This window comes from Nonomuraea sp. NPDC049400 (genome assembly GCF_044466425.1).
Taxonomy (GTDB): Bacteria; Actinomycetota; Actinomycetes; order Streptosporangiales; family Streptosporangiaceae; genus Nonomuraea.
Genome location: NZ_JBITMP010000001.1, coordinates 52,364 through 67,764 on the forward strand (window position 1 = coordinate 52,364; position 15,401 = coordinate 67,764).

Consider the following 15,401-nt stretch of genomic DNA (forward strand, 5'->3'; position numbering starts at 1 on the left):
TGGTGGGGCGGTCAGCCGGTCAGCTGGGCCTCGAGGCGATAGCCGTCCACCGTGACATACACCTGGTCTCCGGGCCGGGCGTTCAAGCGCATCAGCACCGGCTGGAGGGAGTCGAAGACCGGCTGGTGGCCCTGCCAGACCAGGACGATGGCGTTGTCGCCCGGGCCCGTCACCGACAGCAGCGTGCCAGGGCGCATGCCGAGCTGGGCCGCGTACCCCTCCGGCACCGGCACGGGACCGCCCCGGAGGTGTTCAGGGGTGACCTCGATGCGCTGCCAGCGGCGCGGGTCCGAGGAAGGACTCGGCAGGGGCGGAGGCGGCGTGGACGGGGTGCCCGCCAGGCTGCCAGGGAGCACCGGGGAACGGCCGCCCGACAGCGCGGACAGCGTGGCCAGCGCGGCGGAGGGGTCGATCGAGCCCGCCGACGCCGTCGGGATGGGCGCGCCGCCCCGGTGATGGTGGCCGTTGGCTCCGGGCGTGCGGCGGGGGAGGGGCTGGGCGGGCGACGGGGCCGAAGCGGCCGGGTCGGGGGCGCTCTCGGAGGGCAGGGCGTCCAGCCACGCCTTGGCGGAGTGGGCGCGGATGCCCAGCTCGGCCATCAGCTCCACCATGTCCGCGTCGGGCGGGCTCGCGGCCAGCAGCTGCCTCGTACGCGCCTGCAGGCCATGGATGTCGCCCACGACCAGCCAGCCGTCCTGGAAGCGGCGGTCGGGCATGAGCGTCACCAGCACGCGCCAGAGCGGAGTGCGCAGCGAGGGCACCGTCACGGGGTGGGCCGGGTCGGCGCCGATGAGCTGCTCTTCGGTGGCCGCCGTGCCGAGCCACTCGGTCAGGCGGAACATGTGGCCGGTGACCGGCGCGGACTCCGAGGAACGCAGCCAGCCCAGCACCCGCTCCTCGGCGGTGCGCTGTGCCTGGGAGAGCGCATCCCTGTCCACCAGCATCTTGTGGGCGAGCGTGCGCAGGCTCACCGGATCCTGGGCGAACAGCCGGTGCACGGCCACGGCCAGCTCCAGCTTGTCCAGGCTGCGGAACAGCTGGTCCACGACCCGGACCATCGCGTGGTCGGTGTCGGAGGGCGCCGGACCGCCGGAGGACGCGCCGGGGACGGGCGCCGGATAACGGGAGGCGCTGCCGCTCTTGGAGGGGTCCGCCGTGCCGGGGACGGCGGGCATCGAACCGGTCGCGGGTCCGCCGGACGTGGAGCCGGGGATGGCAGGCATCGATCCGGTCGTGGGTCCGCCGGACGTGGTGCCGGGGATGGCGGGCATCGATCCGGTCGTGGGTCCGCCGGACGTGGTGCCGGGGATGGCGGGCATCGACCCGGTTGAGGGTCCGCCGGACGTGGTGCCCGGGACGGGGGGCATCGATCCGGTCGCGGGCCCGCCGGACGTGGTGCCGGGGACGGGGGGCATCGACCCGGTTGAGGGGCCGCCGGACATCGGGCCGGTTTCCGGGCGGCCGGGCTGCGGGCCGGTCGGGCGTTGCGGGAGGCGTTCGGACTGGCCGGGGCCCGGGCGCTGCGGCAGGCCCTCGCCCGCGAAGCCCTGGCGCGGGCCGCCGCCCTGAGGTTGCGCCGGGAACGAGCCGCCGCCCTGAGCGGGGAACGAACCCGTCTGCCGCTGCGGACCGCCATCCGCGGGCGAGGACTCGCTCTGGCGGTCAGACGGTTGCGGTGCGGGGAAGGGGCCGGTCTGGCGATCAGGCGGTTGCGGCGCGGGGAAGGAGCCCGTCTGGCGGTCCCCCGGCCGCTGCGCGGGGGAGGAGCCGGTCTGGCGCTGTTGGGCGGCGTCCGGAGGCTGGGCGGCGAAGGACCCGGTCTGGGCGCCCGTCGGCTGCGGTGCCGGGAACGAGCCCGGCTGGCGTTGCTGGGCGCCGTCCGGGGGCGAGGCGGCCTGGCCCTGGTTCGCGAACGGGCCCTGCCGCTGCCCGGCACCCTCGGCCGGAGGGCCGTCCTGCGCGGCGAACGCGCCGGTCTGCGGCCCCCCTTCCGGCTGGGCCGGGAAGGAGCCCGTGCTCCGGGATGAGACGCTGAGCGGCCGCGTGACCTCCGGGTGCCCGGCCGCGGGCGGCCCGGCAGGGGCCTCGCGCTGGGCCGGGATGCGGCCGAGGATCTCGCGGAAGACCGAGCCGAGCACCGCCTCCGGCGTCGCCGACGGCGTGCCCAGGTCGCTGGGGGACAGGCGGCGCAGCCGCTGCCAGCCGCCGAGCCCCGTGATCGCCGTGCGGGTGGCCTCCGGCCAGCCCGGCAGCGTGGGGTCGATGTGGTGAACGGTCAGCGCGGGCAGCAGGTCGGACAGCGGCAGATGGTCCCAGCGAGAGCAGGCCAGTCGCCCCAGACGTTCGCAGATCCAGTCGAGCCCCGCCGTGCCGAGCGCCCTCGACAGCGCGAGGGAGGACCACCACCCCGCGGGAAGTCGCGGATCACCCAGCGCCTCGGCCACCTGCTGTGGGCGGCTCCAGCGCAGCGCAGGGACCAGGTCGCTCAGGCAGATCGATGACTCGACTTCCATCGGCGGACCTTATCCTCCCCAGTGGGCCGCGTGGTGCTGGCCGTAACGCGTGTGGCTAATGGTGCAGCTTACGCGGCAAGCTATCAATCAGTGTGAATAGGGTAAAGACGGTTCAGATCCAAACCGTACCGTGGTCGGCCGCCCACCTGGGCCACACATTCGGCACCGGCACGGCAACCTGCCTCCAAAGCCGCCTCTTCACTGACACCCTGCAAAGCCCCCGTGAGGAACCCGGCGGCGAACGCGTCACCCGCCCCAGTCGAGTCCACGACCTCGGCGGACACCCCTGCGGCCGTCGCGACGATCTCGCCGTCCACGGCGGCCAGCGCGCCCAGCGATCCTAGCTTCACGACGGCTGTGCCGTACGTCTCACTCAAAAGTACGGCGGCCTGCTCCGCCGTGGTGGCGCCGCTCAGCAGGAGTGCCTCGTCGAGGTTCGGCAGGATCAGACCGGCGGGGGCGGACTCGCGGACGAAACGTTCGACGCCGAAGTCGCGCAGCGGGCCCGTGGAGGCCGGGTCGATGCTGATCGCGATCCCCGCGGCCGCCGCCTCGGCCATCGCCCGCCTGGCCAGCCGCAGACCGCACTCGGCGAACATGATGTAGCCGGACAGATGGAGCCGGGCGACACCGTCGAGCAGGGCCGGGTCCCAGTCGTCCTCGGAGATCAGGCCGCCGGCGCCGCGGTTGGTGAGCATCGTACGCTCGCCGCTCTTGTCCACCATCGCGATCACGACCGCGGTCGGGCGGTCGGCGTCGACGGTCATGTGCGTGCGCACGCCCGTCCTGGCCAGCTCGGTGGTGTGCCACTCGCTGCTGTCGTAGCCGAGCCTGGCCAGCAGGCGCACGTCGGCGCCCAGGCGGGCGGCCCAGGCGGCGGTGTTCGCGCCGGAGCCGCCGGGGCGCAGGACGATGTCGGCGGACGTGTCGGTGCCCGACATCACCGGCGAGCCGTGCAACGCCACCACGTCGGTGACCACGTCACCGACGACGAGGAGGGCGTCGCCCGTCACGATCGCGCCCAGCAGCGGGCGATCTGGGCGGCCAGCGCGGTGTTGCCGCGCACGGCGGCCAGGTTGGCCTCCAGGGAGGCGCCGGCGGTGCCGTCGACCAGGTAGGAGAGCAGGAACGGCGTGATCGCCTGCCCCTTGACGCCCTCGCGCTCGGCGGCGGCCAGCGCCTCGGCCAGCACGCGGTCATGGAGCTCCGGGTCGAGCTGCTGGTCCTCGGGCACCGGGTTGGCCACGATCAGCGCCGTCTCCTGGCCGCCGAGCGCGTCCTGGCCACGCATGATCGCCGCCGCCTCGTCGGGCGACTCGATCCGCCAGTCGATCGGCAGGCCGGAGGAGTGCAGGTAGAAGCCGGGGAAGGTGTCCGTACGGAATCCCGCCACGGTCACGCCCCGCGTCTCCAGACGCTGGAGCGTCGCGGGCACGTCGAGGATCGACTTGACGCCGGCGCAGACGACCGTGATGCGGGTGCGCGCCAGCGTGTCGAGGTCGGCGGACTCGTCCTGGTCCTCGGTCCACCCGCGGTGCACGCCGCCGAGCCCGCCGGTGGCGAAGACCCGGATGCCGGCGCGGGCCGCCAGGAACGACGTGGCGGACACGGTGGTCGCGCCGCTGGCCTTGAGCGCCGCCGCCACCGGCAGGTCCCGCTGGCCCAGCTTGCGCAGCCCGGACTCGCCGGCGATGCGCTCCAGCTCCACCTCGTTCAGGCCGATGCGGGGTACGCCGTCCAGCACGGCGATCGTGGCCGGCACGGCGCCCGCGGCCCGTACGACCCCCTCCAGCTCGCGCGCCACCTCGAGGTTGCGCGGCTGCGGCAGCCCGTGGGAGATGATCGTGGACTCCAGGGCCACGACGGGTGCGCCACTCGCCAGGGCCTCGGCGACCTCGTCTGACGGCTGGAGAACGGAGTCGGGGGTGCTGCGCATGGTGTGTTTGGTGCTCCTTTAGTCGTTCAGCGTGCTTTGGGCGAACGGCGTATTTTACGCGATTTGTTCCGAACGCAGCAGGTTACGGCTCTGGCCGGACGCCCGTCCATTTGAGGATCACACGAGCGGCGTCGCGCACGCCAGCGACCCGCCCGTGCCCCGACCGTGGGTGGCGGGCGGGTCGCGCAGGGTGCCGGCAGGCCCGGGAGAAATGTCCAATTGTGGGCGTTGACGGGTGGTGTGGGGTGGGTCGTATTGTGCGTGGATGGGGTCGTATGACGTGATCGTGGCCGGAGGCGGGCACAACGGGCTGGTGGCGGCCGCTTACCTGGCCGGGGCCGGGCGCAGTGTCCTGGTCCTGGAGCGTCAGGATCACGTGGGCGGCCTGGCGATCTCCGCGCGGGCGTTCCCGGGCGTCGACGTACGGCTGTCGCGCTACTCCTACCTGGTCAGCCTGCTCCCGTCCAAGATCGTCCGCGACCTCGGGCTCGATCTGGAGCTGCGCCGCCGCCGCTACGCCTCGTACACCCCCAAGGGCGACACCGGGCTGCTCGTCGACAACGAGGACGGGCGGGCGACGGCGGCCTCGTTCGCGCGCGTCACCGGCGGCGAGGCCGACCACAAGGCGTGGCAGGACTTCTACGGCATGACCGCGCGTGTGGCGCGGGCCCTGGCGCCCACGCTGCTCGAACCCCTCCCCGCCGCCGCCGAGGTCGAGCGGCTCGTCGGGCCCGAGGCGTGGCGTGACCTGTTCCGGCGGCCGCTCGGCCGGACCGTGGCCGAGCGGTTCGGCGACGACACCGTGCGCGGCGTCGTGCTCACCGACGCGCTGATCGGCACGTTCGCCGACCCCGCCACCGACCTGCTGGCCAACCGGTGCTTCCTCTACCATGTGATCGGCGACGGCACCGGCGAGTGGAACGTCCCCGTCGGCGGCATGGGCGCCGTCTCGGGGGCGCTGGAGGCGGCGGCCAGGCAGGCGGGCGCCGAGATCAGGACCGGGGCCGAGATCGTCGGGATCTCGCCGTCCGGCGAGGTCACGTTCGCAGCCGGGGACGGCGAGCACACCGTGAACGGCGGGCACGTGCTGGTCAACCTGCCGCCCGCCGTGCTCGACCGGGTGCTGCGCCGGCCCGCGACGGTGCCCGAGGGCGCGCAGCTGAAGGTCAACATGGTGCTGACGAGGCTGCCCAGGCTGAAGGACGAGTCCGTGGATCCCCGGGCGGCCTTCAGCGGTACGTTCCACATCAACGAGGGGCGAGACCAGCTCGACACGGCGTATCAGCAGGCGGTGCGAGGGGAAATTCCGGAATTGCCCCCGGCCGAGGTCTATTGCCATTCGCTGACCGACCCCTCCATTCTCGGCCCCGAGCTCAGAGGCAGGGCCGAGACGATGACGCTCTTCGGCCTCCACATGCCAGCCCGACTTTTCCGGAAAAATCCAGAGGAAGCCAGGAAAATGGCCTTGAAGGCCACCTTCGCCTCCATCAACTCCGTGCTGGCGGAGCCCATCGAGGAATGCCTGCTCAAGGCCCCCGACGGCACCCCGTGCGCCGAGGTCAAAACCCCCGTCGACCTCGAAAGGGAGGCCGGGCTGCCGGGCGGCCACATTTTCCACACCGACCTGAGCTGGCCGTATGCGGAACAAGGCGAGAGATGGGGCGTGGAGACCGAGCACGAGCGCATCCTGATGTGCGGCGCGAGCGCCCGCAGGGGCGGCGGCGTGAGCGGAATTGCCGGGCATAACGCCGCCATGTCGGTGCTGAAGCGCTAATCCTCCGCGATCAGCTTCAGGGCCACCTCCATGGCCACGGACGGCCGCTGCGACTCCGGCACGTCCATGTCGAAGAGGAACGGCACGCTGCCGATGATCACCGCGAACACCGCCAGCCGCGCCTCGAACTGCCGTGCCGGGCTCGCGCCCGGCACCTCCAGCAGGGACACCATCTTGATCATCTCGGCCTGCATCCGCTCGCCGGCGGGCATCCCCTGTATCACGCCCTGATTCACCTGGGCGAACTTGAACAGGGCCTGCCACTTGTGCTCGAGCAGCTCGGCGATCCGCCGCAGGATCTCGCGCCTGGACTCGAGGGTCTTGGGTTGCTCGTGCCCCCACCGCACCAGCTCTTCGATCGACTCGACCAGGCCTTGCAGGACGCTCTCCAGAATCGCCTCCTTGGTGCGGAAGTGGTAGTAGAGCGCCGGCCTGGTGATCTCCAGCCGCTCCGCCACCTCCTGCAGCGTGGTCTGCTCGTATCCCCGCTCGGCGAACAGCTCCAGCGCCACCTGCTGGATCCGCTCCTTGGTGTCCGTCCGCCGCCCTGCCATGCCGCTCCCATCGCTTGACGACCGGTCTCGCGATCACTTACTTTCGCGTAAGTAAGCAATGCGATCCGGCTTGTAGGGAGCAAGACTATGGCTCAGACCTTCCCCCTCCAGCGCACCTGCCCGTTCGCGCCTCCGCCCGAGTACGAGCGGATGCGCGAGCAGGCCCCGCTCGTGCGAGGCTCGCTTCCCGGCGGCGAGGTATGGCTGGTGACCAGGCTCGCCGAGGCCAAACAGGTCCTGTCGGGCACGGGCATCAGCGGCAACCCGGCCACCCCGGGCCACCCCAACCGGGCGTTCAGGCCGGAGCCCCCGACCCCGGAGGAGGAGGCCGCGATGCGGGAGTTCGCGGTCGGCCACTTCATCGACCTCGACCCGCCGGAGCACAGCAGGTTCCGGCGGCTGCTCATCCCCGAGTTCACCGTCCGGCGCATCAAGGAGCTGCGGCCCGCCATCCAGCGCATCACCGACGAGCTCATCGACGACATGCTGGCCAAGGGCGACGAGGCGGAGCTGGTGGAGGCGTTCGGGCTGGCGCTGCCGTCGCTGGTCATCTGCCGGCTGCTCGGGGTCCCGTACGAAGATCGCGAGTTCTTCCAGTCGCGCACCCGGGAGGCGCTATCCAACGCCGAGGACCGGGACGCGGCCCACAGCGCGATGATGGAGATCAGGGACTTCCTCGACGACCTGGTCACCAAGGTCGAGCAGCAGCCCGAGGACGACCTGCTCGGGCGGTTGATCGAGTCCGGGCAGCTCACCCACGACGAGCTCGTGGGCGTGACCTTCCTGCTGCTCGTCGCGGGCCACGAGACCACCGCCAACATGATCCCGCTCGCCGCGCTCACGCTCATGCGCCACCCTGACCAGCTCACCGAGCTGCGCGCGAACCCAGACAAGTGGCCCATGGCGGTGGACGAGCTGCTGCGCTACCAGTCGGTGGTGGACTGGGTGGCGTTCGACCGGGTGGCCACCGAGGACCAGGAGATCGGCGGGCAGCTCGTCAGGAAGGGCGAGGGCATCTACGTGCTCGGCGCCTCCGCAAACAGGGACGAGCGGGCGTTCGAACGGCCGGACGAGTTCGACATCGAGCGCGGGGCCCGCCACCACGTGGCGTTCGGCTACGGTGTGCACCAGTGCCTGGGCCAGAACCTGGCCAGGGCCGAGATCGAGATCGCGCTGCGCACGCTGTTCGAGCGCATCCCCGGCCTGCGGGTCACCGTGCCGGACGAGGAGCTGCCGCTCAAGAGCGAGAGCCCCATCTTCGGCCTCAAAGCCATGCCTGTCACGTGGTGATCCTCATGAAACGAGGATGAGCGCGTTTATCAGGTTTTCATGATGAGCCTCTAGCGTTTGTCGCATGAGTGAGCCTGCACGGTTGCTGGTGGTGGACGATGAGCCCGCGTTGCGCGAGGCGTTGCAGTCAAGCCTGGAGTTCGAGGGCTACAAGGTCGTCACGGCCAACGACGGGCAGGCGGCACTGGACGCGCTGGCGCAGGAGACCTACGACGCGGTGCTGCTCGACGTCATGATGCCCAGGCTCGACGGGCTGACCGCGTGCCGCCGTCTGAGGGCGTCGGGCAACCACATCCCGGTCCTCATGCTCACGGCCCGCGACGCCGTGGGCGACCGGGTGTCCGGGCTCGACGCGGGGGCCGACGACTACCTGGTCAAGCCGTTCGAGCTGGACGAGCTGCTGGCCCGCGTCCGCGCGCTGCTGCGGCGCGGCGCGCTGAACGCGCCCGCCCCCGACGGCGGTGACACCCTCTCCTACGGCGACCTGCGCATGGACCTGGCGACCAGGGAGGTCACCCGGGGCGAGCGCAGGCTCGACCTGACGAGGACCGAATACCTGCTGATGGAGCTGTTCCTGTCGCATCCGCGCCAGGTGCTGACCAGGGACCAGATCCTCAGCGAGGTGTGGGGGTTCGACTTCGAGCCGACGTCCAACTCGCTCGACGTCTACGTGATGTACCTGCGGCGCAAGACCGAGGCCGGGGGTGAGCCCCGCGCGATCCACACGGTGCGCGGGGTGGGGTACGTCCTGCGGGCCGCGCCGTGATCTGGCGCAGCCTCCGCACCCGCCTCACACTCCTGGTCGCGGTGGCCGTCGCGCTGGCCATCGCGGTCAGCGCGGGCGCGTGCTTCACGATCGTGCGCAAGCAGCTCTACGACCAGATCGACTTCGAGCTGAAGCACAAGAGCGACCTTCCCTGGCTCATGGACAATTGCGGGCCCAAGCCCGAGCCCGCGGGACCTTACGGCCCGCCCCAGGCGACGCAGATCATCTACAGTGACGGCCGCCCCACCTGCTACTTGGGGGTGGCGCTGAAGGTCACGCCGGAGGATCTTGACATCGCCTCGCAAGGCGGCAGACCGCACTTCCACAACGGCCTGGCCGAGGACGGCTCGCCCATGCGCATCGTCACCGCCCAGGTCGGCCCGGGGATGGCTGTCATGGACGCCCGGCCGATCGGCCGCCTGCAGAACACCCTGCGCAACGTGGCGCTGCTGCTCGGCGTGGTCTCGGCCTTGGGCGTGATCGGGGCGGGCACCGCGGGGCTGCTCATCGCCCGCACGGCCCTGCGCCCCGTGGGCCGCCTCACCAAGGCGGTGGAGCACATAGCGCAGACCGAGGACCTCGGCACCCGCATCCCCGTCGAGGGCAACGACGAGATCGCCCGCCTGTCCTCCTCCTTCAACGCCATGACCTCAGCCCTGGCCGGATCCCGCGAACGCCAGAAACAGCTCGTCGCCGACGCCGGCCATGAGCTGCGAACACCCCTGACCACCCTGCGCACCAACATCGACCTCCTCCTGCGCAGCGAGCAGACAGGCCGCAGCCTCGACCCCGAGGCCAAGAAACGCCTGCTGGTCAACGTCAAGGCCCAGTTCGCCGAGCTGTCCACGCTCGTCGCCGACCTCCTCCAGCTCGCGCGCGGCGACACCGAGCACGAGCCGCACGTCGAGCTGGCCTTCCACGAGGTCGTGACGGCGGCCGTCGAGCGGGCCAGGCTGCGCGGCGCCGAGGTGGTCACCGAGCTCGACCCCTGGTATGTCGTCGGCAGCGCCGCCTCGCTCGAACGCGCCGTGCTCAACCTCATCGACAACGCCGCCAAGTTCAGCCCCGGCGGCCAGGTCGAGGTGCGGCTGCGCGGCGGCGGGCTGACCGTGCGCGACCACGGCCCCGGGCTGCCGGAAGAGGAGCTGCCGCACGTCTTCGAGCGCTTCTGGCGCTCGCCGTCCGCCCGTGGCCTGCCCGGGTCCGGGCTGGGGCTGGCGATCGTGGCACAGGCCGTCGCGGAGACCGGAGGACAGGTACGTCTCGCGAACGCGCCGGGTGGCGGAGCCATCGCGACGATGGAGCTGCCGGGAACTCTCATGCGTAACTCAGAAATGGATAAGTCCCATTAAATGACCGCCCCATGAGCTTGGGGGCATGGAGACAACAGCAGTAAGGACGCGCCTGGTCGAGGTGGTCGTCCCGGTCTACAACGAGCAGCGGGCGCTCCGCGCGAGCATCACCCGGCTGCAGACCTACCTCACCAGGAACTTCCCCTACGGCTTCCGCATCACGATCGCCGACAACGCCAGCACCGACAACACCTGGCAGATCGCGACCGAGCTCGCGGGGGAGCTTGCGCACGTACAGGCCGTGCACCTCGACGAGAAGGGCCGCGGCCGGGCGCTGCGCACGGTCTGGTCGCGGAGCGAGGCCGACGTCGTCAGCTACATGGACGTGGACCTGTCCACGGACCTGGACGCGTTCCTGCCGCTGGTGGCGCCCCTGCTGTCCGGCCACAGCGACCTGGCCATCGGCACCCGCCTGGCCAGGGCGTCGAGGGTGGAGCGGGGGCCGAAGCGCGAGTTCATCTCCCGCTCGTACAACCTGCTGCTCCGCTCCGTGATGGGCGCCGGTTTCTCGGACGCGCAGTGCGGGTTCAAGGCCGTGCGTACGGAGATCGCGCAGGCGCTGCTGCCCGGCGTGGAGGACGAGCAGTGGTTCTTCGACACCGAGCTGCTGCTGCTCGCCGAGCGGCACGGGCTGCGCATCCACGAGGTGCCCGTGGACTGGGTGGACGATCCGGACAGCCGGGTCGACATCGTTCAGACCGCGCTCGACGACCTGCGCGGTCTGGCCAGGGTGGCGCGCAGGACGCTGTGGGGGGCGGCGCGCATCCCCGTGCCCGCCCGGGTCGAGCGGGCCGAGCTGCCGAAGGGGATGGCCAGGCAGCTGCCCAGGTTCGCGATCGTCGGTGTGGTGAGCACGCTGGCGTACCTCGCGCTGTACTCGCTGCTGCGGCAGATCGTCTCGCCGCTGGTGGCCAACGCGATCGCGCTGCTGGTCACGGCGGTGGCCAACACCGCCGCGAACCGCCGCTTCACGTTCGGCGTCAAGGGTTCGGGCGGGGCGTTGCGGCACCAGTTCGAGGGCCTGATCGCCTTCCTCGTCGGGCTGGTGCTCACCTCCGGGACCCTGTCGCTCCTGCCTGCCGGGGTCTCGCACGGGGCCGAGCTGGTCGCGGTCATCATCGCGAACGCCGCCGCCACGCTCGTACGCTTTCTGCTGCTGCGCGTCTGGGTCTTCAACCCGAGGAGGACTGCCCGATGACCGCCACCGCCGCGCCGCCCGCGCACCGGATGCCCGCGGGCCGCGGCCTGCCCGCCCGCCTCTTCCTGGGCGCCGCGGAGGATCCACGCTGGTCACGGCCCGCGCTCTGGGGGGTGCTCGCGGTCGCGTTCGTCCTCTACGCGTGGGGGTTGAGCGGCGACGCCAACCAGTACTACGCCGCCGCCATCCTCTCCGGCACCCAGAGCTGGAAGGCCTTCTTCTTCGGCGCGCTCGACGCCGGGTCGTTCATCACCGTGGACAAGCCGCCGCTGGCGCTGTGGGTGATGGGGCTGTCCGCGCGGATCTTCGGCTACGGCACGTGGAGCATGCTGCTCCCGCAGGCCCTGGCCGGGGTGGCCGCCGTCGGCCTGGTCTATTCCGCCGTACGCCGCGCCTACTCCGGGGCCTACTCCCGAGGCCGGTACGCCCACATCGCCGCTCTCGTCGCGGCCGTGGTCATGACGTTCACCCCGATCACCGTGGCGATCAACCGGGACAACAACCCCGACACGATCCTCGTGCTGCTGCTGGTGCTGGCGGCCTGGTTCTGCCTGGAGTCGCTGCGTACCGGACGGTTGCGGTCGTTGCTGGTGTGCGCGCTCTTCGTGGGGCTGGCCTTCAACACCAAGATGCTGCAGGCGTACCTCGTGGTGCCGGCGTTCGCGCTGGCGTACCTGGTGTGCGCCCGTGTGTCGTGGGCCAGGCGCGTGGGGCACCTGCTCGCGGCCGGCGTCGTCATGCTGGTGTCGAGCGCCTGGTGGATGGTGATCGTCGACCTCCTGCCCGCCGGCTCCCGTCCGTACGTCGGCGGCTCGACGGACAACTCCGTCTGGGACCTGGTGATCGGCTACAACGGCCTGGGCCGCGTCTTCGGCGAGGGCCAGGGCCGCGGTGGCGGGGGCGCCGGTTTCGGCGGGGAGTCCGGGGCCGGGCGGCTGTTCAACGACATCATGGCGGGGCAGATCTCCTGGCTGCTGCCGTTCTGCGTGGTGGCGCTGGCGTTCGCCGTGATCATGCGGGTGCGGCGGCTGCCGGATGGTCCGTCCGGGGCCGCCTGGCTGGTGTGGGGCGGCTGGCTGGTGGTCCACTACATGGTGTTCAGCTTCTCCAGCGGGACCTTCCACCCGTACTACACGACCGCGATGGCTCCTGCCGTGGCCGCGCTGTGCGGGATGGGCGGGGTGGCCATGTGGCAGGCGTACCGGCGGTCACGGGTGTGGGCCTGGGCGCTGCCGCTGGCGGTGGCCGTGACGGGCGCCTGGTCGTTCGTGGTGCTGCGCCGCACGCCCGAGTGGGTGTCGTGGCTGGCCTGGGTCGTGCTCGGGGCGACATTGGCGGCCGTGGCGGTGCTGGTGCTGGCCAGGGTACGGGCACAGGTCACGGTGAAGATCGCCGCCGTCGCGCTGGCGGCCACGGCGGTCGCGGGGCTGGCCGGACCTGCCGCTTTCGCCGTCACGCCGTTGCAGTCGCAGGTGAACGGGTCGAACCCGACCGCCGGGCCGAACGCGGGGCGGATGGGCTTCGGCCGGATGGGCGGCGGCCCCGGCCAGTTCCCCGCCGGCGAGTTCCCCGGCGGCCGGTTCCCCGAAGGTCAGATGCCGCCCGGCCAGATGCCCGGCGGGCAGGGACAGCCTGATGGGCAGGGACAGCCGCCCGGCCAGGACACGGGTTCGGGGACGGAACGGACCGGCCGGGCGGGCTTCATGGGCGGCGGTGTCAGCGACTCCATGGTGAAGTACCTCCTGGCGAACCAGGGCGCGGCCACCTGGCTGGTCGCGGTGAACAGCTCCATGCAGGCCTCGCCGATCATCCTGTCCACCGGCAAGCCCGTGCTCGCCATGGGCGGCTTCACCGGCAGCGACCCGGCCATGACCGTGGACCGCCTGAAGGAGCTCGTCTCCTCCGGACAGCTCCGCTACGTCATGTCGGGCGGCGACCGCGGCGGCCCGGGCAGGGGCAACACGGAGGTGACCACGTACGTACAGGAGAACTGCAAGGCCGTGGAAGGTCAGGACGGTCTCTACGACTGCGCCGCGTAACCGGGGGCGGGGGCGCCTTGACGACGCCTCACCCCGCCAAGCATGCCGGTCAGGCCGCGCCGCGGGACCGGCGCCACGGGGCGAAGGCGTTGTCCACGCGGTGCAGGGCCGGGCGGAGCTCCGGGTGGTGGCGCAGGAGCACGGAGGCCATGCTGCTGTCCGCGATCCAGTCCAGCCCGGCCCCGGTGTAGACGCGCTCGGCGTAGTCGGTGGTGAAGAACCGGTCGCTGTTGAGCCTCCTGGAGGCCATGAGGACGAAGACCCGGAAGGCCGTGTCGCTGAAGGCGAACCCCCGCGGGCGCTTCTCGGCGAACATGCCCACGATCAGGTCGACGTCCTCCAGCCGGTCCGAGTACACCTCCCGCAGCTCCGCCGCCAGCGCCGGATCGTCCGTGAGCGTGTCGAATCCGCTCGGCGGCGGCAGGTGGAGCAGTTCGCGGAAGTCGCTGTAGCGGGGCACGCCCAGTTCGCGGCAGCGGATCAGGTCGGTGGCCGCCAGGTCCATCAGGCGGCCGTCGGGGCGTTCGAACTCCTGCAGCATGCGCGGGAAGTTCCGCAGGACGATCGCGCCCGGGTGCTCGGTCCCGAAGGAGTACAGCAGGTCGGCGGCCGGGACGGCCGCGGCGACCTGGAGCGCGGCGGGGCCGGACAGCTCGCGCAACGTGCTCTGCCGGATGCCGGAGTCATCGCGCAGTGAGCGCAGGCTGTAGTCGTCGGGCATCAGCGGATGCATCCGGTAGACGGCCGTGAACTCCTCGGTGAGGCTGTACGGCACCCCGAAGTGGTCGGTCGGCGAACCCGGGATGCCGCTGATCGCCTCACTCCCGCTGATCCTGCCCACTGCCCTGTTGAGCCGCTCGGAGGCCAGGCCCCACCAGTTGGCCCGCAGGCCGACCACCGCCGTCGGGTGGCCGATGACCGCGGGTGTCCACTCGACGGTGTGGATCTTGGCGACCAGCGCGGCGTTGATCAGCCTGGCGCGCTCGAACAGCTCGTCGTCGCCCCAGGCCGGATACTCGGCGTGGAGCCGTTCGCAGATGGCGTTGTGCTCGCGCTCGAACAGCCCCTGCAGCATCACCAGGCCGAGCCAGAAGCCCGGTTCGCGGGCCGGGTCGGCCTCGGCCCCCGTCATCGCCCGCACTCCCGACGGGCGCGGCCGGATCTTGCCGCCGTTCCCGGTGCGGATGGCGCGCTGCTCCTCGTCGCTGGTGCCGTAGACGAGTGACAGGTCCCACCAGTGGGTGAGCGTGTTCAGCGAGGTCGCGGGTCCCTGGTACCCGGGCGGGCGAGTCGGGTCGGGCGGGACCCGCGGGATCGTCAGCAGGGGTTCCGGCCAGTCGTCGCCCGGCTCCAGCGGGATGGTCCACGGGTCCTCCGACGGGCTGCGCCCATGGCTGAACCAGTCCCTGATCATGAACTGCAGCCAGGCCGCGGCGAGGACGTTGAGGGAGCTTGCGGGCTGGAAGCGGGTGCGCGTCATGAGCCGCCGGCTGACCAGGCGCGGGTTCGGCGTCATGACCCGCTCGGGCGGCTCGGCGAAGGCGTGGTCGAGCGGGACGTTGCGCCCGAACCGGGTCCCGGCCATGCCCATGGCCGGGTGGTCCACGTCGTTGTACGAGCCGTCGGCGGTCCGCCGTACGTCATGGCCGGCGGGGTCAGGAGCGGGTGGCGGCGGGCCGGCGGCAGGCAGGTGGCCGGTGTCGTACAGGTTCCGTTTGCGCAGCCGGTTGCGGACCCCCACCAGGACCGCCAGGCCGAGCGGGGTGGGCAGCCGGTCCCAGCCGAATCGACGGTCCAGCAGTTCGGCCACGGCGTCGTAGGCCGTCCAGAACCACGAGCTGCGGTAACCCGCCCCGGTGACCGGCCGTTCCCGGGCGCCGGTGTAACGCACGGCGGCGCGGGTGGACTCGGGCGCGGTGACGCGGGCGGCGGTACGGAGGATCGGGCGGCGTTTCATCGGATCTCCCGGTGAGTGGTCG

The 15,401-nt window shown here is 71.7% G+C and carries 11 protein-coding genes; 6 read left to right on the top strand and 5 right to left on the bottom strand.

Features of this window, described 5'->3' with window-relative positions:
- Nucleotides 1–11: 11 nt before the first annotated feature.
- From ACIBVN_RS00220 to ACIBVN_RS00230, 3 genes are all read right to left on the bottom strand, one after another.
- A complete protein-coding gene (locus ACIBVN_RS00220; protein ID WP_397130982.1) occupies nt 12–2,513 on the bottom strand; it encodes a hypothetical protein in 2,502 nt (833 codons plus the stop codon).
- Nucleotides 2,514–2,596: 83 nt separating this feature from the next.
- Nucleotides 2,597–3,526: a carbohydrate kinase family protein gene (locus ACIBVN_RS00225; protein WP_397130984.1), complete on the bottom strand. Its 930-nt coding sequence runs from the start codon at nt 3,524–3,526 to the stop codon at nt 2,597–2,599.
- The gene (locus tag ACIBVN_RS00230) at nt 3,523–4,449 is read right to left on the bottom strand and encodes a pseudouridine-5'-phosphate glycosidase (RefSeq protein WP_397130986.1); all 927 of its coding nucleotides are present in this window, start codon (nt 4,447–4,449) and stop codon (nt 3,523–3,525) included. Before ACIBVN_RS00230 ends, ACIBVN_RS00225 begins: the two co-directional genes overlap by 4 nt.
- A 265-nt stretch (nt 4,450–4,714) precedes the next feature.
- Here ACIBVN_RS00230 and ACIBVN_RS00235 point away from each other — a divergent pair, with 265 nt between their 5' ends.
- On the top strand, nt 4,715–6,223 hold the full coding sequence (locus ACIBVN_RS00235; RefSeq protein WP_397130988.1) for a phytoene desaturase family protein: 1,509 nt from the start codon (nt 4,715–4,717) through the stop codon (nt 6,221–6,223).
- Here ACIBVN_RS00235 and ACIBVN_RS00240 read toward each other — a convergent pair.
- Entirely contained in the window at nt 6,220–6,777 is a 558-nt protein-coding gene (locus ACIBVN_RS00240; protein WP_397130990.1) for a TetR/AcrR family transcriptional regulator, read from the bottom strand. The genes ACIBVN_RS00235 and ACIBVN_RS00240 overlap by 4 nt on opposite strands.
- Before the next feature lie 87 nt (nt 6,778–6,864).
- On the opposite strand from ACIBVN_RS00240, the gene ACIBVN_RS00245 reads away from it, so the two are divergent.
- The 5 genes from ACIBVN_RS00245 (at nt 6,865) to ACIBVN_RS00265 (ending at nt 13,422) form a co-directional block, all read left to right on the top strand.
- Complete coding sequence (locus ACIBVN_RS00245; protein ID WP_397130992.1) at nt 6,865–8,067, top strand: cytochrome P450; 1,203 nt, start codon at nt 6,865–6,867, stop codon at nt 8,065–8,067.
- A gap of 64 nt (nt 8,068–8,131) precedes the next feature.
- The gene (locus tag ACIBVN_RS00250) at nt 8,132–8,833 is read left to right on the top strand and encodes a response regulator transcription factor (RefSeq protein ID WP_397130994.1); all 702 of its coding nucleotides are present in this window, start codon (nt 8,132–8,134) and stop codon (nt 8,831–8,833) included.
- Complete coding sequence (locus ACIBVN_RS00255) at nt 8,830–10,185, top strand: sensor histidine kinase (RefSeq protein ID WP_397130996.1); 1,356 nt, start codon at nt 8,830–8,832, stop codon at nt 10,183–10,185. The genes ACIBVN_RS00250 and ACIBVN_RS00255 overlap by 4 nt, the downstream gene beginning before the upstream one ends.
- A gap of 25 nt (nt 10,186–10,210) precedes the next feature.
- Complete coding sequence (locus tag ACIBVN_RS00260) at nt 10,211–11,383, top strand: glycosyltransferase (protein ID WP_397130998.1); 1,173 nt, start codon at nt 10,211–10,213, stop codon at nt 11,381–11,383.
- Nucleotides 11,380–13,422 carry a glycosyltransferase family 39 protein gene (locus ACIBVN_RS00265; RefSeq protein ID WP_397131000.1) on the top strand — a complete coding sequence of 681 codons (2,043 nt, stop codon included), beginning with the start codon at nt 11,380–11,382 and terminating at the stop codon, nt 13,420–13,422. Before ACIBVN_RS00260 ends, ACIBVN_RS00265 begins: the two co-directional genes overlap by 4 nt.
- 49 nt (nt 13,423–13,471) lie before the next feature.
- Here ACIBVN_RS00265 and ACIBVN_RS00270 read toward each other — a convergent pair whose 3' ends face one another.
- Nucleotides 13,472–15,379, bottom strand: a complete 1,908-nt coding sequence (locus ACIBVN_RS00270; protein ID WP_397131002.1) for a peroxidase family protein — start codon at nt 15,377–15,379, stop codon at nt 13,472–13,474.
- Nucleotides 15,380–15,401: the final 22 nt, after the last annotated feature.